The organism is Prosthecobacter sp. (genome assembly GCF_044236155.1).
GTDB lineage: Bacteria > Verrucomicrobiota > Verrucomicrobiia > Verrucomicrobiales > Verrucomicrobiaceae > Prosthecobacter.
This window is the reverse complement of sequence record NZ_JBIIHA010000025.1, coordinates 1-18,570: the sequence shown is the minus strand read 5'-3', so window position 1 is coordinate 18,570 and position 18,570 is coordinate 1. Positions and strand designations below refer to the sequence as shown.

The 18,570-nt window shown below is 61.1% G+C and carries 15 protein-coding genes; 9 read left to right on the top strand and 6 right to left on the bottom strand.

Annotated elements, in window-relative coordinates; all coding sequences use genetic code 11:
- Nucleotides 1-36 precede the first annotated feature (36 nt).
- The 3 genes from ACILSE_RS18205 to ACILSE_RS18195 are packed head-to-tail and all read left to right on the top strand — an operon-like array spanning nt 37 to nt 3,424.
- Nucleotides 37-948: a cobalamin-dependent protein gene (locus tag ACILSE_RS18205; RefSeq protein WP_395718853.1), complete on the top strand. Its 912-nt coding sequence runs from the start codon at nt 37-39 to the stop codon at nt 946-948.
- Between the two features lie 41 nt (nt 949-989).
- Nucleotides 990-1,817, top strand: a complete 828-nt coding sequence (locus ACILSE_RS18200) for a fumarylacetoacetate hydrolase family protein (RefSeq protein ID WP_395718852.1) — start codon at nt 990-992, stop codon at nt 1,815-1,817.
- A 23-nt stretch (nt 1,818-1,840) separates the two neighbouring features.
- Nucleotides 1,841-3,424, top strand: a complete 1,584-nt coding sequence (locus ACILSE_RS18195) for an aldehyde dehydrogenase (NADP(+)) (RefSeq protein ID WP_395718851.1) — start codon at nt 1,841-1,843, stop codon at nt 3,422-3,424.
- A gap of 64 nt (nt 3,425-3,488) precedes the next feature.
- On the opposite strand, the gene ACILSE_RS18190 is transcribed toward ACILSE_RS18195, so the two are convergent.
- Both ACILSE_RS18190 and ACILSE_RS18185 read right to left on the bottom strand, forming a co-directional pair.
- Nucleotides 3,489-4,925, bottom strand: coding sequence for an AAA family ATPase (locus ACILSE_RS18190; protein ID WP_395718850.1), 1,437 nt, complete (start codon nt 4,923-4,925; stop codon nt 3,489-3,491).
- Between the two features lie 129 nt (nt 4,926-5,054).
- Complete coding sequence (locus tag ACILSE_RS18185; protein ID WP_395718849.1) at nt 5,055-7,307, bottom strand: DEAD/DEAH box helicase; 2,253 nt, start codon at nt 7,305-7,307, stop codon at nt 5,055-5,057.
- Nucleotides 7,308-7,492: 185 nt separating this feature from the next.
- Between ACILSE_RS18185 and ACILSE_RS18180 the strand changes: the two genes are divergently transcribed.
- From ACILSE_RS18180 to ACILSE_RS18170, 3 genes are all read left to right on the top strand, one after another.
- The gene (locus tag ACILSE_RS18180; protein WP_395718848.1) at nt 7,493-9,286 is read left to right on the top strand and encodes a 2-oxoacid:acceptor oxidoreductase subunit alpha; all 1,794 of its coding nucleotides are present in this window, start codon (nt 7,493-7,495) and stop codon (nt 9,284-9,286) included.
- 54 nt (nt 9,287-9,340) lie between these two features.
- Nucleotides 9,341-10,279 (top strand): thiamine pyrophosphate-dependent enzyme, encoded by a 939-nt coding sequence (locus ACILSE_RS18175; RefSeq protein ID WP_395718847.1) that lies wholly within the window; start codon nt 9,341-9,343, stop codon nt 10,277-10,279.
- 94 nt (nt 10,280-10,373) lie between these two features.
- Nucleotides 10,374-11,261, top strand: coding sequence for an MBL fold metallo-hydrolase (locus ACILSE_RS18170; protein WP_395718846.1), 888 nt, complete (start codon nt 10,374-10,376; stop codon nt 11,259-11,261).
- On the opposite strand, the gene ACILSE_RS18165 is transcribed toward ACILSE_RS18170, so the two are convergent.
- Together ACILSE_RS18165 and ACILSE_RS18160 are read right to left on the bottom strand one after the other, a co-directional pair.
- A complete protein-coding gene (locus tag ACILSE_RS18165) occupies nt 11,209-11,904 on the bottom strand; it encodes a hypothetical protein (RefSeq protein ID WP_395718845.1) in 696 nt (231 codons plus the stop codon). The two genes, ACILSE_RS18170 and ACILSE_RS18165, sit on opposite strands and share 53 nt — an antisense overlap.
- The gene (locus tag ACILSE_RS18160; RefSeq protein ID WP_395718844.1) at nt 11,901-12,383 is read right to left on the bottom strand and encodes a hypothetical protein; all 483 of its coding nucleotides are present in this window, start codon (nt 12,381-12,383) and stop codon (nt 11,901-11,903) included. The genes ACILSE_RS18165 and ACILSE_RS18160 overlap by 4 nt, the downstream gene beginning before the upstream one ends.
- A 162-nt stretch (nt 12,384-12,545) precedes the next feature.
- Here ACILSE_RS18160 and ACILSE_RS18155 point away from each other — a divergent pair, with 162 nt between their 5' ends.
- A complete protein-coding gene (locus tag ACILSE_RS18155; protein ID WP_395718843.1) occupies nt 12,546-13,865 on the top strand; it encodes a nucleotide sugar dehydrogenase in 1,320 nt (439 codons plus the stop codon).
- A 60-nt stretch (nt 13,866-13,925) separates the two neighbouring features.
- Nucleotides 13,926-15,050 carry an Ldh family oxidoreductase gene (locus ACILSE_RS18150; RefSeq protein WP_395718842.1) on the top strand — a complete coding sequence of 375 codons (1,125 nt, stop codon included), beginning with the start codon at nt 13,926-13,928 and terminating at the stop codon, nt 15,048-15,050.
- A gap of 146 nt (nt 15,051-15,196) precedes the next feature.
- Here ACILSE_RS18150 and ACILSE_RS18145 read toward each other — a convergent pair whose 3' ends face one another.
- Complete coding sequence (locus ACILSE_RS18145; RefSeq protein WP_395718841.1) at nt 15,197-16,444, bottom strand: hypothetical protein; 1,248 nt, start codon at nt 16,442-16,444, stop codon at nt 15,197-15,199.
- Between the two features lie 6 nt (nt 16,445-16,450).
- A complete protein-coding gene (locus tag ACILSE_RS18140; protein WP_395718840.1) occupies nt 16,451-17,434 on the bottom strand; it encodes a permease in 984 nt (327 codons plus the stop codon).
- Nucleotides 17,435-17,621: 187 nt separating this feature from the next.
- Between ACILSE_RS18140 and ACILSE_RS18135 the strand changes: the two genes are divergently transcribed.
- A complete protein-coding gene (locus ACILSE_RS18135; RefSeq protein WP_395718839.1) occupies nt 17,622-18,278 on the top strand; it encodes a hypothetical protein in 657 nt (218 codons plus the stop codon).
- Nucleotides 18,279-18,570: the final 292 nt, after the last annotated feature.

Below are 18,570 nucleotides of genomic sequence, written 5' to 3'. Positions count from 1 at the left end.
CCGCCCTCAAGCGGCTTCTCTAGTCCGTCAGATTTCATGTCCGTTTCCATCCAGCGTGCCAGCCAGGCCAGTGGCGTTAGTTCCCATGTGATTCGCATCTGGGAGCGTCGCTACAACGCCTTGAACCCGAGCCGCACCCTCACCAACCGCCGGATGTATTGCGACGAGGCGGTGCTGCGTCTGAAACTGCTGCGGGCGCTCACCGAAAACGGCCAACGCATCGGGCGGGTGGCCGGGCTTCCGACGCCTGAGCTCGAGGAGTTGGTGAAAAAACTGCCTGCAGGAGCCTTGGCCGCGCCGGCGGGCGATTTGGAGTCGCCGGAACAATTTGTGGACGCCGCCATGGCGGCATCGAAGAAATATGACTCCGACGCCCTGCGTGGGGTGCTTGTGCATGCGCGCCGCCAGCTCGGCCAGCGCGGCATGCTGCATCAGGTGATCTGCCCGCTGATCATGCGGATCGGCGACCACTGGCAGCAAGGCAAACTCCGCCCGAGTCACGAACACGTCGCCACGGCGGTGATCCGCGAGATGCTGCTCACCCCGGTGCCGGGCAGCCAGCTCGCCGAGCATGCGCCTGAACTCATCGTGGGAACGCCTGCGGGGGAAATGCATGAACTGGGCGCTTTGATCGTGGCGGCTTCAGCGCGGGATCTCGGCTGGCATGTGACGTATCTGGGGCCCAACCTGCCGGTGGAGGAGATCGCCGCCTGCGCTATCGCTCGCAACGCCAGAGCAGTGGCCCTCAGCGTCGTGTACCCGGAAAAGTGCCCGGTTATTGAAGATAAGCTCCGCCGCCTGCGCGAACTGCTGCCGGCTGTGACGGGACTGATCGTCGGAGGCCGGGCGGCGGAGGGTTACCGGCAGTGTTTTCCTGCGGAGACGAGAATCTTGTGGGCGAGCTGCCTGCATGGGCTCGACGAGGCTCTGGTCAAAGTTCAGCGGTGACTGGTTGCGTGCGGCGCGAGTCCCTCTAGTCTGCGCTCCCCATGCTTCTCTACCGCACAACCCAAGGCATTTTCATCCAAACCGCGACCGCCTGGCACGCCGTGGCCGGACAGGATTGGGACACACTGTTCAATCTCCCGAATCTCGCCGCGAATCTCGCCCAGATCGCCGCGTCTTCGCCTGCGGCGAGTGCTCCTGCGGCTGAGTCGATCCTCGCGCCCGTCTTGTCGCAGGAAGTGTGGGCCGCTGGTGTCACCTATTTCCGCAGCCGCACCGCACGCATGGAGGAGTCGAAGGATGCGGGCGGCGGCAGCTTCTATGACCGCGTGTATGCGGCGGACCGTCCGGAGATTTTCTTCAAGGCCACGCCGCAGCGTGTCGCGCATCCGAACCAAGCGATGCACCTGCGTGGCGACTCGAAGTGGATGGTGCCGGAGCCGGAGCTGACGCTCGCCATCAATTCGCGTGGAGAAATCATCGGCTGCACCGTTGGCAACGACCTCTCCTGCCGCGACATCGAGGGCGAAAATCCGCTCTATCTGCCGCAGGCGAAGTGCTTCAAGCTCTGCGCCGCACTTGGGCCCGCGATCCTGATTCAAAGCGAGCCGCTCGCGCCCGCGACGCGCATCCACCTGCAAATCGACCGCGCTGGTACCGCCGCATTCGAAGGCGAAACGACCTTGGCGCAGTTGAAGCGCACGCCGCAGGAACTCGCAGGCTTCCTCTTCCGCGACAACACCTTTCCCACCGGCACTTTCCTCATGACCGGAACCGGAATCGTTCCGGGTGATGATTTCACGCTCAAGAGCGGCGACATCGTCAAGATCACCATCGACGGCATCGGCACCTTGGTGAATCCGATGGCGTGATCCCTCAACCTTTCTCCCCAAACATGACACTCACCGGACATCACTTCATCGCAGGCCGCGAAGCGGCACCCCACGGGCATCACTTCCATGCTTTCAACCCCGCCACGAGCGCGCAGCTTGAGCCGGCCTACGGCGATGCCACCCACGCGCAGGCCGATGAGGCACTGCAGGCGGCGGAGGCGGCTTTTGATGCGTTGCGTCTTGCTACGCCGGAGACACGTGCCGCGCTGCTCGATGCGATCGCGGACGAAATCATGGCGCTGGGGGACGCTTTGCTGGAGCGTGCCCACGCGGAGTGTGCATTGCCCATGGCGCGCCTCACGGGCGAGCGCGGACGGGCGATCGGCCAGTGCAAGCTGTTCGCCTCCTTGATTCGCGAAGGTTCCTGGGCGGATGCGCGTGTGGATCATGCGATTCCAGACCGCCAGCCGCTGCCAAAGCCGGATGTGCGCCGGGTGATGATGCCGGTCGGCCCGGTGGTCGTGTTTGGCGCCAGCAATTTCCCATTCGCCATCGGGGTGATCGGCACTGACACGGTCTGCGCGCTCGCCGCAGGCTGTCCGGTCGTGGTGAAGGGCCACCCGGCGCATCCTGGCACCTGTGAGATGCTGGGGCGCGCGGTGCTGAAAGCCCTGCACAAGGTCGGGCTGCCCGCTGGCTGTTTTTCACTGCTGCATGGTAAAGGCAATGACATCGGCACGACACTGGTGAAGCATCCGCTCACCCAGGCGGTTGGTTTTACCGGATCGCTGCGCGGCGGACGCGCGCTCATGGATGTGGCCGCGGCGCGACCGCATCCGATTCCGGTGTATGCGGAGATGGGATCGGTGAATCCGGTGTTTGTCCTGCCCGGAGCGCTCAAGGAGCGTGCGTCGAAGATTGCGGAGGCCTACATCGGCTCCGTCACGATGGGCGTGGGCCAGTTCTGCACGAATCCGGCCATCGTGCTCGGATTGAAGAGCGACGGCCTGCAGCAGTTCATCAGCAATGCCGCCGCCATGGCGACGAAGGTCGCTCCGCAAACGATGCTGCACCGCGGGATCTGCGAGGCCTACGACGCAGGGACAGCCGTGTGGCAGACGATTGATGGCCTCGAACTGGCCGGTCAGTCTGAAACGCCTCCGAGCGACACGGCAAGCCAGGCCGCCTGCCGCATTTTCACCACGACCATCGACGTGCTGGAGGACAATTCCGAGCTGCACCGCGAGGTGTTCGGTCCGTGCTCGATCATCACGCAATGTTCGACGCTCGAAGACATGCTGCGCTATGCGAACAACCTCGAAGGACAGTTGACCGCGACGATTCACGGCACGGTGGACGATCTCCGCGAGTTCGCGCCGCTGGTGCGCGCTTTGGAGAAAAAAGTCGGCCGTATCATCTTCAATGGTTTCCCCACCGGCATCGAAGTCTGCCCGTCCATGCATCATGGCGGCCCCTATCCGGCCGCGAGCCACAGCTTCTTCACCAGCATCGGCACCGCGAGCATCTATCGCTTTGTGCGTCCGGTCTGCTATCAGGGTTTCCCCGAAGAAGCGCTGCCAGAATTGCTCAAAGACTCGAATCCGCGTGGCGCGATGCGGATCGTTGATGGTGAGCTGAAGCGGTGAACGTGGCGCGGACTTTCCAGTACGCGTGGAGATGCCGGGGCACGGACTGAAAAGTCCGTGCTGTTTAACGTTCCTTCTTCGAGTTCGACGGCGCGTTGAGGAACTTGCGCATGTCGTTGAAGATGCTGTCCGGGCCTTCCTGCTGCTGGGCGTGCGTGTGCATGCCTTCAAACCATGTCTGGGTGGTCGGCGTGTGCGCCTTGGCGACCGCGAGGAGCAGTTCGAGCGTGATCGGCACTGGATGGCCGGAATGGATCGCGGCGGAAAGGGCGAGCTCGGCGGCACGGTCGAAGACCCACTTCAAATCAGCACCGGAAAAGCCGTTCGTGGCCTCGATGAGCGCGGCGGCGTCGAAATCGGCGATGGGCTTGTCCTTGGCGAGCAGTTCGATGATCTGGGCACGCGCCGGCGCATCCGGCGGCGGCACGAAGATGGCCTGGTCGAAGCGGCCGGGGCGGCGGAACGCCGGGTCGAGCGCCCAGGGCTGGTTCGTGGCACCGATGACAAGAATGCGCTGATTGTCGCTGCGGATGCCATCCATCTCGTGGAGGAACTGGTTCACGAGGTTGCGCATCTGGCTTTCACGGATCTGGCGGCGATCTTGAGCGAGGCTGTCGAGATCATCGAAAACGAGCACGCAGGGCGCGTTGGCACGGGCGGTTTCGAAGATCTGGTGCAAGTTGCGCTCGGTGCTGCCGAAGTAGGGGTCGAAAATCTCGTGCAGGCCGACGGCGAGGTAGTTGCAAGGCACCTCACCGGCCACGGCGCGGAGGATGAGTGTCTTCCCACAGCCAGGGGGGCCGTAAATCAAAATGCCGCCGCCGGTTTTGCGACCGTAGGCCTTGTAAAGATCGGGGAATTGCAGAGGGTAGGTGATCTTGAGGCGTATCTCCTCCTTCAACTCCTCCATGCCGCCGACATCGGCGAAAGTCACACGACCGCGCTCAGGGTCGCCGGGGGCGTAGAAGGTTTCGGGACGCCAGTCGTAGGGCGGATCATCGAAGGGATCATCGAAGAACTCGTCCTGATCGCCGTTGCCGGATGGCGGCGCTTCCTGATTAGCAGGTTCAGGGGCGGGAGCGGGAGCGGTTTTGCGCGCGTCACGCGCGGTGCGGCCGAGTTCGCGCTCGAGAGCAGGATCACTCATCGTGCCGTCGATCTGTGCGGCCCGGTCGAAGTGTTCGATGGCCTTGGCGCGGTCGCCTTCGCTCAAATAAACGCGGCTGAGCAGCAGATGGGCCGGGGCGTTGTTGGGTTCGAGGAAAATCACACGTTCCGCACGCACGGCGGCGCCGGAAGTGTTTCCTTCCATGAACAATACCTTGGCGATGCCAAGCTGGGCGTCGGTTTGATCCGGATCGATCTCCAGCGCACGGGTGAAAACCTCCCTCGCCTCGTCCAAATGCAGCTCTTCGAGGCATGCGCGGCCATAGAGCAGCAGCAGCGAAAGGTTGTTCGGCGACTGGTTGAGCGCGTCGCGGAGAGCGGAGGAATTTGGCATGGCTAAGGGGATGAGACAGCCCGGAAGGCTGCCGCGCTGAGATTTAAGAGCGCATGAAGCATGCCGCCAATGATTTCTTGGCGTGGATGGCCGGACCGCTGATGAGGCAGGAACGTGTGGGAAGACGAATCACCACTTCTTTTTGAAACCGCCGCCACCGCCGAAGCGTTTGCCGCCGCCGAAGCCGCCGGGTTTGTTGCCGAAACCGGGCTTCTTGAAGCCGCCACCATAGCCCCCACCCGCGTCCTCACGGCGTGGACCACCGTCGTAATCACCACCGCCGCTTCCACCACCGTAGCCGGGGCTGGGGCCTTCACCTTCGCGATTAAGCCAGGGCTTGGGTTTGCTGCCGAAGCCGCTTTTTTTGAAGCCTCCGCCGCCATAACCACCGCCGCCGAAACCGCCAGGCTTCTTGAAGCCGCCGCCTCCTCCGTAACCGCCGCCGTCAAAGCCGCCCTTTTTGAAGCCGCCTCCGCCGCCGAAGTGTTTCTTGCCGATGCCTTGGCCCGCGTCGCCCGGACGATCCGCGTAGTCCATGCGGACTTCGCGGCCGCGAATGACGGCACCGCTTTGGCGGACGCCTTCGAGCACGGCCTCGACGTTGTCCTCCGGCACTTCAACAAAACTGCATTTCTCCACAACGTCGATGGTGCCGATGCTGCCTGGACGAAGGTCCTGAATGGTGTTGTAGAGCATGCCGGCGATGTCGGCAGGGCGGACCATGTCCATGCCGCCGACGTTGATGAAGAGACGCACCATGCCCGAACGCGGTCCACGCTGGGCGAAGCTGCGTTGTTTCTTCGGCAGAGACGATTCTTCGTCGCCGGCGTCTTCGAATTCGCTTTCAAATTTGGCTGGAACTGACTTGGGAGCAGCCTGGTGATTCGTCGGGCCAGCTTCCTCGTGCTCCTGGCCCGTGGGTTGAGCAGGGGGCTCAGAAAGTGGCGCGCTGTTTTCAGCAACTTCGGGCGCTGGTGCAGGAACTGCCGCTGTGGCTTCGACGGCCGGTTGCGGGCGCGGCTTGAACTCGCGCTGCGGCAGTTCTTTTTTCTTGCCGGCGCGATCTTCGACAATCTGCTCGGCCTCGCGGCCCTGATCCTTCATCAGTAGGTCCATGAGGGCGCTGGCGATCTCCGTGGCGGTGTGGCCCAAATCGAGCAGGCGCTGGATGCTGTGCTCGTGGGAGGTGTACTCACCGCTTTCGAGCACGGCTTTGACCTTTTCGAAAGCCTGATCGACACGCGTCGCCTCCACTTCCTCCTGCGAGGGCACCTTGGCGCGTTCGACACGGATGTTGATGAAGCGCTGGATGCGCTGCATGAGGTAAATCTCGCGTCCGGCGACGAGGCTGACGGCCTTGCCCTTGCGTCCGGCACGACCAGTGCGGCCAATGCGGTGGACGTAGTCTTCCGCGTCGTAAGGCAGCTCCAAATTGACGATGAGGTCGATGTCGTTCACGTCGAGGCCGCGGGCGGCGACGTCGGTGGCGACGAGAACTTCGACATTGCCGCTGCGGAAGTTCCGCATCACGCGTTCGCGCATCGTTTGATTGATGTCGCCATGCAGGCGGTCGGCGGCGTAACCGCGGGCCACGAGGGCGTCGGTGGCGTCATCGACCGCACGCTTGGTGTTCGCGAAGACGATGGTGAGGCGCGGCGTCTCGATGTCGAGCACGCGGCAGAGCACTTCGAGTTTTGAGCGGCCATGCACCTCGTAGTAGCGCTGCTCGATCGTCGGCACGGTGAGCGCCTTCTGTTCGATTGTGATCGTGGCGGCATTGCGCGTGTAGTTTTCGACGAGACGACGGATGCGCGGTTCGAAGGTGGCGCTGAAGAAGATTGTCTGGCGGTCCTCAGGCACGGCGGCCATCAGGCGGTCGATATCCTCCGCGAAGCCCATGTCGAGCATTTCGTCAGCCTCGTCAAAAACAAGGGTCTTGAGGCCGTCGAGCTTGATCAAGCCGCGCTCCATGAAGTCCAGGATGCGTCCCGGCGTGCCGACGACGATCTGCGAGCCGCTTTGCAAGGCGCGAATCTGGCGGTCATAGGAAGCGCCGCCGTAAACCGGCGTGGCACGCACACCTTCCTTGAAGCTGGCCAGCTTGTGAATCTCCGCGCAGACCTGCATGGCGAGTTCGCGTGTCGGACAGAGGATCAACGCCTGCACATGACGCTTTGAGCCTTCCACACCCTGAACCACTGGAATGCCAAAGGCCATCGTCTTGCCGCTGCCGGTGTGGCTCTGGCCGACGACATCGCGCCCGCTGATGGCGACAGGGATGGCCTGGGCCTGGATGGGGGAGGGTTGCTCGAATCCGAGGGATTTGACGGCTTCAAGAAGCTCCGGGGCGATTCCCAATTCAGGGAAAGTGTGTTGACTCATAATGCGATCCCCCTGGGTTTTGAGGGCGGTCATACTCCCACCGATGGGGAAGATAGCAAGGGCTTTGATCGAAGGCCCGAATGCCCAAAAAACCCTTTCGCAGGCGTGGACGACTGCAAAAGCCCTCATAGAATGACTTTTGTCTTACCCACCAACCAGCGGGTCAAACATGCCCGCATTCCACCATGTCCACAGCCACCGCTCCCGTATCGTCGTCTGATTCCAAGAAGACTCTCCGCAACGCCGTCATCCGCTTCGCCGGAAATTCGCAGGACGGCATTCAGTCCATCGGCGGCTTCCTCGCTCGTCTGGCGGGTCGCACGGCGCAGGAAGTGATGACTTACATGACCATCCCGTCCACGATCAGCGGCGGTCCTTCGATCTTCCAGGTGCATCTCGGCTCCGGTGAGGTGCTCACGGCAGGCGACGAGGCGGATGTGCTCGTGGCCTTTTACCAGCACAGCTACGACAGCCATTTCAATGCGCTGCGCCAGGGCGGCATCTGCCTCTACGACAGCGGCGAGGTGAAGGAGATCAAGCATGAGAAGGGCGTCTTCCACATCGGCATTCCCTTCACCGCAGCGACCGTCGAGGCCATCGGCGGCTCCGCGAAGGATCGCGGCAAGAACATGTTCGTGCTCGGCCTGATCGTGGCCGTGTTCAATTTGGACAAGGAGAAGCTCGTCGGCATCATCAGTCGCCAGTTCGGCAAAAAAGACGAGTCCGTGCTGCGCAATGCGCTGCTGGCCTTTGATGCCGGTTACGCGTATCAGATCGGCGACATCGAAAAGTTCGCGCTGGCTCCCGGCGAGGCCGATTCCGGCCACCGCATCTCCACGGATGGCAATCAGATGCTCTCGCTCGGCCTTCTCGCCGCCGGTGTGCGCTACGGTGCCGCGTATCCGATCACGCCGTGGTCCTCCATCATGGAAACGCTGCGCAGCGAGCTGCCGCGCTACGGCGGCATCTTTGTGCAGGCGGAAGATGAACTCGCCGCCGTCAGCATGGCCATCGGCGCCGCCTTCGCGGGTCATCTCAGCATGACCGGCAGCAGCGGCCCAGGTTTGTCGCTGAAGATGGAAGCGCTCGGCTACGCCAGCATGGCCGAGCTGCCGCTCATCGTCGTCAATGTGCAGCGCGGTGGTCCCTCCACCGGTCTGCCGACGAGCGTGGAGCAAAGCGATCTCATGCAGGCCATCTACGGCAGCCATGGCGACACGCCGCGCTTCGTTTTGGCCCCGAAAGATGTCGAAGACTGCTTCTACATCGCCCTCGAAGCCGCACGCATCGCCAAGAAATACTCCAGCCCCGTCATCATCCTCAGCGACCAAGCGCTCAGCAGCCGCATCGAGGCCTTTGAAGAGCCGGATCTCGACAAGCACTGGGTCGAGCCCACGCTCGATCAAACACCGCGCGATGCCGACTGGAAGCCCTATCCTTTGGACAAAACCACGCAGCATGCCCCTCCCGGAACGAAGATGCTCGGCGGCAAATACCCGCACATCTCCGGCCTCGAGCACGACGAATTCGGCCACCCCTCCGGCAATGCCAAGATGCACCAGCAGATGACCAACAAGCGTCGTCAAAAGCTGCTCGATGCCGCCGCCGAATTCCCCGCGCCCGAAGTGCACGGCGACGCCAGCGGTGATGCCCTCATCATCGCCTGGGGCAGTGCCTGGGGACCCGCGAAAGAAGCCTGCGACCGCCTCCGCAGCGAAGGCCACAAGGTCAGCGCCGCGAACATCCGCCACCTGCACCCGATGCCCGACAAGCTCGAAGGCGTCTTCGCGAACTTCAAACAAGTCATCTGCGTCGAGATGAACGACTACGGCGCTTACGGTTACGGCCAGCTCGCCATGCTGCTCCGCGCCCGCTACGCCGATCCGAAGATCAAGAGCGTGTGCAAAACCGACGGCCTCGCCTTCCGCGTGCGTGAGCTCGTCACCGGCGTGGAAAAGCACCTCGCCGACGCGAAATAAGCCTGATCGTTTTCATCTTCGTCCCTCAACCAACCTTTTTCCCAACCCGTCGTCATGTCCACCGCCGTCGCCACTCCTGAAGCCCCAGCCGCTCTCACCATCGCGCCTGACGCTCCCGTCGTCGAAAAACTCACCAAAAAAGCCCTCACCGCCGATCACCCCACGTGGTGCCCCGGCTGCGGTGACTTTGCCGTGCTCGCCATCTTTTACCGCGTGCTCGAAAAGCTGAACATCCCGCAGGAGAAGATCGTCGTCGTCGCCGGCATCGGCTGCTCCTCGCGCTTTCCTTACTTCATGAACACTCACAGCCTGCACTTCATCCACGGCCGTGCGTTGCCCCTCGCCACGGGCGTCAGCCTCAGCCGTCCGGATGTGCATGTCTTCGTCTTCGGCGGTGACGGCGATGGCTTCTCCATCGGCGGCAATCATCTCAACCACGCCGCCCGCAAGAACATCAAGCTCACCTACATCATCATGGACAACTTCGTCTATGGCCTGACGAAGAACCAGACGAGCCCCACCACGCCCATCGGCCGCAAATCGAAGACCGATCCCACCGGTGCCATCGACCGTCCGATCAATCCCATGAAGCAGCTCCTCGCCAGCGGAGCCACCTTCATCGCCCGCACGCACGCTGCGCAGGTGAAGCACATGGAGGAAGTCTTCACCCGCGCCATCCAGCACGACGGCTTCAGCGTCGTCGAGTGCCTCAGCGAGTGCGTCATGTTCTACCCCGGAGCCTTTGACGATAGCTGGCCGAAAAAAGGCGGCGTCTGGGAAACCATCGACGAAACCCAGCACGACGTGACCGACGACGTCGCCGCATTCAAACTCGCCGACAACCTCGCCCCCGGCAAATTCGGTGTCTATTACCAGGTCAACCGCCCCACCAAGAACGCCCTCGAGCAAAAGTGGATCGACGACACCCAATCCAAACTCGGCGGCACATCGCAAAAAGACCTCCTCAAAAAGCGCTTCGAGGCGATGCGATAATTTGGCGTCAAGCCTTCAAGGCGTGGTCAAGGTGGTCATCAGGCCGCTTCGGGCCACGCCTTGACTTTTGGCCTCACAGCCATCACTCCAAAGCATGCGCATCCACACGCTCGATCTCCGCTTCATCGGCCTTCCGGGCCTCATCGCCTCCTATCTCGTCGAAAGCGGCGGAGAGTTCGCCCTGATCGAAACCGGGCCCGGATCGACATTGAAAACGTTGCGTGAGGCGATCCGTGCGGCCGGCGTTGACGAATCGGCCATCAAAAAGGTCTTCGTCACCCACATCCATCTCGACCACGCCGGCGCGGCGGGTTGGTTCGCTCAAAACGGAGCCACGATCTACTGCCATCCAAACGCGGCGCGTCACCTGATTGATCCGTCGAAGCTCATGGAAAGCGCCCGCATGGTCTATGGCGACCAGATGGACTCGCTGTGGGGAGAGATGCTGCCCGCACCTGCTGGGCATGTGATGAGTCTTCAGGACAACGAACGCGTGAAACTCGGCGAGGTCGAGGTCGTCGCCTGGGACACGCCCGGCCACGCCCGGCATCACCACGCCTTCCTCATCGGCGATGCTTGCTTCACCGGCGATGTGGCGGGCATGCGGCTTGAAAATAGTCGCTACCTTTCCGTAACGGCCGCGCCGCCTCAGTTCGATCCGGTCGCCTACGCCCAATCTCTCGACCGTCTTCTCGCCGCCAACTTCAAGACGCTCTACCTCACCCATTTCGGCCGCGTGGACGATGTCGAATGGCACCTGCGCACCTATCGCGACCGTGTGAATGAGGTTTACCAGCGCGTCGCCGCTGATTTCCGTACCGGGGTCAGCGCCGAGGAAAACCGCCGCCGCTACGCCCTCGCCGAGCACGAGATCGCGATGCAAGCCGGTGTGAGCGAAGAACTCTGGCGCAAAGGCGAGGACGCCAACGTCACCTCGATGTGCGCCGACGGTGTGCGATTGTTCTGCGAAAAAGGAAGATGAGCACCGCGAAGGCCGGAATCAGCAGCCATGCGGACCATTTCACCGTCTTTGGTGGCACCGTTACCTTTTTTTCGGCTTCCTGCACGAACGGATCCGCCGCGTAGCCCGTGTCATAGGTGTATTCCGGTTCCTGAAAGCTGAACGGAACCTCCAGCACCTGTCCATCCTGCTCAAACAGTCCGCGAATGGTCTGCATCGGTCCCGTCTGCTCGAAAATATCGAACTCGATCCAGAAATCTTCCAGCAGCTCCTTTTGCGGCAATATGAAGGTCACATCGACATTCCGCGCCGCATATTCCATCTCCGGCATCGGCGGTGTTTTCTCGAAGTTGGGCCACAGATACTTGAACTCGGCCTTCTCGCCCCACGGCGCTTTTTTCTGATTCACCTCCAGCCGGATGTGCTCGTTCAGATAACGAGTAAAAAGCGGTTCCGCCGCCTTCAACTCGCCTACGCTGAGCTTGCCATCGCTATCCGCATCAATGCGCAGGCAACGCGTCAGCGTGAGCAGATTAAAGGTGAACCGTGCCTCAAGCGCATGCGGCGTGGGTCTGAACAGCACCTCGCTCTGGTCCGCGGGATGCGCGGAGCTGACTTGAGCAATCAGAAATGTCGAGGCGATGACCCAGAACGGCCGATTCATCCGTGCATCCTCCTCCATGCATGAAAGAGGCCGCCGAAAGCTCCCAGACTGCCCGCCAGTGTCATCGACGCAAAGCTGCCTGTTGAAAATGATCCGGCGCTGACTGCGCCGATCATGTGGTGCTGCTCAAAGACAGGCAGGAAGGCACCCCATAGAACCGTGAGCGCGGCAATGACCGTCCAGCGAAACAGCCTGCTGGTGATGGACTCCCGCGAGGTCAGCACAAGCGAACCGAAGCCTGTCCCGGTGCCCAGGCTAAAAATCAGCATCCCCGGCCCGCTTTCCACAACCAAGCTGCGGATGAGCTTTGTCAGCTCGGGCATTTTTCCGAACGCAACTGGAGTGCCTGCGAAAGCTTCCGGGTGGTTGAGCATGAACCCCGCGAACATCAGGCAAAGCATCAGGAACCACGCCATTAACAAGGCCTCCCAGGCGGCCAGCAGCCAGCGTCGTCGTTTACGAGTAGAGAAGGGCCTCATAAAACGTCAGATGGATGATTCGGTGCTGCTGGTTTGCCGTGGGCTTTCACAAGATCAGAGGCTATCATCTTCTCATTCTGTCCGTCAATGCGTCTCCTGTTGGCGGCCTTCCTTGATAGAAAGATGTTTGTTTGGGGCTATCACGCATGCTTGAGTGCATACATGACAGTCACGAAGCATCACCACGTCAGCATTTTCGGCCTCGGCTATGTCGGTGCTGTCACGGCAGGCTGTCTCGCGGAGCTCGGTCATCACATCATCGGCGCGGATGTGCAGCAGGCGAAGGTGGATACCTTCAAGGCCGGCAGATCACCGATCGTCGAGCCTGAACTCGAATCCCTTCTGCAAAACGCGAAGCGCGATGGCCTCCTCGACGCTACCACGGATGCTGCGGAGGCCGTCAACGCCTCGCAGATCAGCATCGTATGCGTTGGCACGCCCTCGCAGGCCGCAGGCCGCCTGAACCTCGATTTCGTGCGCAAAGTTTGCGCGCAGATCGCTGCGGCGATCCGAGAGAAGAAAGAGCAGCACAAGCTGCTGCTGCGCAGCACGATGCTTCCCGGTAGCACGCGCAAGCTGGTGGACGAGAATTTCTCCGACCTCGTCACTTCGGGCCTGCTGAGCGTTTATTACTGCCCAGAATTCCTGCGTGAAGGCACTGCCGTGCGGGATTTTCGCGAACCCTCGCTCGCCGCAGTCGGCACACACGATGGGAAAGCCCCCGCGACGAACGAGGCGCTCGATCTGCTCGGCCCAAACGCGCAGATTCTCGAATGGGAGGGCGCGGAGCTGCTGAAATACTCCTGCAATTACTTCCACGCGCTGAAGGTTGGCTTTGCGAATGAGATTGGCCGCATGGCGAAGCATCTTGGCATTGATGGAGCACGCGTGATGGACGTCGTCTGCCGTGACGAGCGGCTGAACATCTCACGCTACTACCTGCGCCCCGGCAATCCGTTTGGCGGCTCGTGTTTGCCGAAGGATGTGAATGCGCTCAGCGGGCTCGCCCGCATCGAGGGGGTGAATCTGCCGCTGCTTGATCATGTGATTGCTTCAAACCAGGCGCACCTGGATGCGTTGTTGGAGCAGATCACCAGCAAAGACGTGCGCCGCGTCGGATTGCTCGGCCTCGCGTTCAAGGCGGACACCGACGACATGCGCGGCAGCGCGATAGTCTCCATCGCCGAGATACTGCTGGGGCGCGGCTACCAGCTTCGGATTTTTGATCCTTCCATCAATCTCACTCGGCTCATCGGTGCCAACGAGGCCGAAATCCAGCGCCGCATGCCGCATCTGGCCCAGTTACTTTGCTCCAGCGCCGAGGAGGTCGTGCGCGAGAGCGAAGTGATCGTCGCCTCGCAGAAATGTGTCGATGTCGAGTCATTGCGCACGGTGGCCTGGGCGGGGAAGCGCGTGATCGATGTCAATGGCTGGCCGGAGCTAAAAACTCTGCCGTGGGGCTACGAGGGCATCTGCTGGTGAGCGGAGGCGCAATCAGCGCCTTGCGTGCGGCGGGTGTCTCGACATCATCCGCCGATCACCATGCCGACCACCTATCACATCGTCCCCACCGAAGCCCACAATGAACTTGTCCGCGCCGCCTATCAGCATCGCGGCTATACCAAGGCGGAGGCCGAGGATGGAGCGCGGTTTTGCGAGATGGCGAGCGCTCATGGCATCCGCACGCACAATGCGATCAAGGCGCTGCATCTCGACCACCTGTTTGGCAGCGCCACAGGCGGCTGCAAACCCGGCGCGGAAGTCGAGGTGATCAAAAAGCCCTTTGCTGCGAGCGAAGCTTGGGATGGAAAGCTCAAACTGGGGCAAAGCGTGGCCTTCCGCGCGATGGAACGCTGCATGGAGCTAGCGGACAAATACGGCATCGGTCAGGTCAGCGTCGATAACGCCTTCCACTACCTCTGGGGCGGCGGTTATGTCATGGACGCGGCGAAGAAAGGCTACATCGCCTACACGAACTGCACCTCCACCCTCGGCGAAGTGGTGCCCTTTGGCGGTAAATTCCCCGTGCTCGGCACGAATCCGCATTCGTGGGGCCTGCCGACGCAGGATGCGTGTGGATTCCCCATCGTGATCGACTGGGCCACATCCACGGTGGCCATGGGCCGTGTGCAGCAGCTCAAGCGCGAAGGCAAACCGCTGCCTCCCGGCGCTGCGGTCGATAAGGACGGAAAACCGACCACCGACGCGAATGAAGCGGCGTGGCTGCTGCCCTTCGGCGCGCACAAAGGCTACGGCCTCTCGCTCCTCATCGAAGTCATGGGGGGCATGATCGGTGGTGGTCTGCCCACTTTGCGCGGCGGTGGGGCGCATCCTGACATCAAGTCGAAGCCGTTTCCGGCAGGCGAAAAGCGTACCAGCAGCTTCTATTTCCAGGTCATCCATCCTGATGCCATCAGCACGGGGCTGTTCTCCAATGGCCGGAGCTTTTCACTGAACGTGAAGGCGGTGATCGACGACATTCTCGGTCACGGTAACGAAAACTGCATGCTCCCCGGCCAGCCCGAGGCTCAAAACGCCGCGCACACCGCCAAAGCAGGTGGATTGCTCTTCAGCACGGCCGAAGTCGAGGCGCTCAACGAGATCGCCGATGAAGTCGGCGCGAAGCGTTTCGATGTAGCGGCGCTGGGAACTTACGACGTGCCGTGAAGAAGCCCTCTCGCTCGGCGAGAGGAGCACATTGGCCACATTGGCTGACAACTTCTTCGAATTTCGGAGACGTTGATGCTGTGTGAAGGCGGTCAGCTCATCTTGCGGAGCAAGATGGCTACTTTGCTGATGCCCTCACGCTCGCCTCAATAAATCATCGCGTTATCTGGCGCGGTCGTTTCCTCGACCTTGGTGGCTTCGATGATGGGGACGGTTTGTTCGCCTTCCTTTTTGTAGTTCATCTTGCCCACCACTTTGACCCAGCTCATCTCCTTGAACTCAGGTGCTTTCTTGCCGAAGTCCACGGGCACGGAATAGGGGCGGGCGTCGGCTGCGCAGCATTGGACGAGCATGCGGAAGATGCGCAGGCGGTGGCCTTCGGCGTTGTTGACCTTTTCCGGCAGTACTTGGGCGATGGTTTCGACCATCTGGCCGGTGAGCACCTTCTGCACCTCGAGATCGCCTCCGGTGTAGTAGAGCTCCGGTACTTCGAGGATGAAATTGCCGTCCTTGCTCTGCGGCACCTGGGCTTTGAGGTCTTCCAGCGTGAAACTGCCGTAGCTTTTGGATTCCTGGGCAGCTTTGGGAATGTCCTTCTCGTTCACCTTTTTGCTTCCATCGGCCACTGCGGCGCTCGCGGCGGCGACTCCGGGTGGCGGCATGGAGGCTGGCCCCGTGGCGGCTTTTGCAGCACCGGTGTCGGGCTTGGCGGGCGTCTTGGCGGCTTTGTTTTGCAGCGAGAACTGCTCGGCGCGCGAGGTGTCGGCGTAGTTCGGGTCGTAGAGCCCCTTGTTCACGACGGCGTTCGGGCTGTAGCGGTCCGGCGTGTAAAGAGCGGCCCAGGACAGCGGCGTGGCAAGGATGAGCAGCACGGCAATTCGGCCCGGCCAGGAGCTTTCCTCCAAAATGCCGTGCGCGTGGCCTTCGTGGGTATGGGCGTGGCCGTGATCATGGCCGCAGCAGCCCTCTTTTTTGCCGTGGTCATGTCCACAATCTTTGTGGTTGTGGTGCTCATGCCCGCAGCCCTCGTGATGATGGTGATCGTGGCCGCAAGTGCTGTGCTCGTGTTTGTGCTCATGTCCGTGGTCATGGCCACAGCAGCCCTCCTTATGAGCATGACCGTGATCGTGCCCGCAGTCCTTGTGGTCGTGGTCATGGTCATGCGCGTGGTCGTGACCTTCGCACCCGGCGTCCTCGGCGGTCATGGTTAGCAGGTTGAAGAGCCCCAGAACGACCAGTCCGATGCCGGAGACGAGCACCATGGGACGGAAGATGCCATCCGGCGGCAGATAGTTTACCAAACGGCCGGTGATGTGGAAGTAGAGCAGGACGCCGCCCCACAACAGGAGCATGGCGACGCTGAGCAGGTGAACGAGGGTGCGAGTGGCGCTCATGGCAGTTTACGGTTTGATGTAAAGGCTTTGGATCAGGCTCATCCACGGCGTGGCCAGCACGCCGACGAGCACAAACAGTCCGATCAGAAGGTAAACGACCACCTTCCGCTGGAAGACGCTGGAGTACATGAACAGCAGCTTGATGTCCATCATCGGGCCGAAGACCAGGAAGGCCAGCTTCGCCGCCATCGAGAAGGCGGCCATCGGCGCGGCGATGAAGGCGTCTGACGTGCTGCACAGGGAAAGCACCATCGCCAGGCCCATGATCGAGGGCAGCGCCAGCCATTCCTTGCCAGCCACAGTGTTCAGGATCGCCTGATTGACCTGCGTGTTGAAGGCGGAGGTGATGATCACGCCGATGGCGAAGTACATCGCCGTGTCGAGGAAGTCGCGCATCGAGCTGCGCATGGCGTGGACGAGCTTGCCGTTGAAATTCGCGCCATGGGCGTGCTCGTGGCCATCTTCCGCGTTCGCGGCCGCGATCTTGTTCGCGATGCTTGCCCGCAGCACCTGGCCCGGTTTGAAACGCAGCACCACAAGGCCGATGATCACGGCCACGAGGTAGCCGAGGGAGAGACGTGCGATGGTCATCGTCGCATTTCCCGCCGTGGCCCAGGTCAGGCCTTGGAACTCCTTGAACGCCGTCAGTGTGCTGATCGCCACGATGGGGTTCATGATCGGCGCGGAGAGCATGTAGGTCACCGCGCAGGACAAAGGCAGGCCCTTCTGCACCAGACGGCGGATCACCGGCACCACCGCGCACTCGCACACCGGAAACACCAGCCCGAGGAACCCTGCGATCAGCGTGGAGAGCACCTTGCTCTTCGGCAGCACGCGATCCAGCAGCTTCGCCGGCAGGAACGCGTCGATGACGCCCGAAAAAATCGTCCCGATGAGAATGTAGGGAGCACCTTCAAAGATGATGCTCAGGAAGGCCATGAGGAAGTCCCCCAGGCGGCTGGGTTCGGGAAGGTCGGCGAGGAAAATCATGCGTGTTGGTGTATCAGTTCTAAACGCTTCAGAATGGCTGGTTCAAGCGGGAAACATCGGCAGCGGCGGCGGAAAGTCGAGCCGAACGAAGTGAGACAGACGACCGTAGGGAGCCCGAAGGGTGAGCGAAGCGAATCAATGCGAGAATGAGATTGCACTGGAGCGGCGGTTTTGATGGAATGACCGCATGAATGAGCTTCTGAGAAGGCGCTGGGGCTGCTTGCAATGGGGGATTGTGTTCGGGGTCGCTCTTTTGCTCATTTTACTGCTCATCCCCACATTGAATGTGACCGCAAAAATAGGCGAACAATCGAAGGCAATAATGAACTGCAAGACGATCATTTTATCCTTGAAACAATATGGCAAGGACCGGCAGGGGATTTACCCAGACTCGGTGCCCGCCTACTTTGAAGGGCAACGACCAACGGCAAATGCCTCCTTTCGGGGGCTCTTTATTGAAGGAATCATTACTGATGAACAAATTTTTGCCTGCCCCAAGAGTGTTTATGCACCTGATGGGGTGATTGGTGCCCCACCCGATTTTTTGGACGCCTTGAAGGCAGGTGAGAATCACTGGATGATGTTAAAGGGGCAAACGGATTACACTGCCGGAAACATCCCCATTGTTTTTGAAAACACTATTAAACCTGAGTGGCCGCTTAGATGGAATACAATTCAGGCCGGCAGATCGGTTCGCGGCATAGTCTGGGCTAACGGCAGCATTATCGTCGGTCTCAATGAGGGTTCGATCAAACTGGAGAAAGTCCGGCCTGATGGCATGGTCGAAGTGAAGTTGCCCCAAGGCTTTGGCGCGTCCGAAGTCCTCGATATAGAGGAGAAATAAGACTGCCTGCTCAGGATTACTCTGCCGCTACTCCGCTCGCGCAACCTCCTTGCCGCTGGCGTCGAGGATCTTGACGGAGTGCCTTCACCTAACTGTTCACGGAACTGTTGCACCAGGGTTTTGGCGTTCTTCGGCGTTAGGCGGTTCTTTTTCTTGCCTGTGCTGACTAGGGCGTGTTTTAAAATTGGTTTCTGAGGGATAAAGTGCAGATGGCAAGAAGGACAAAAGCCATGAATGAAACATCGGTTTTGTCATACCGGGTGGCCACGCGTCGCATGCGTTTGATCTTTTC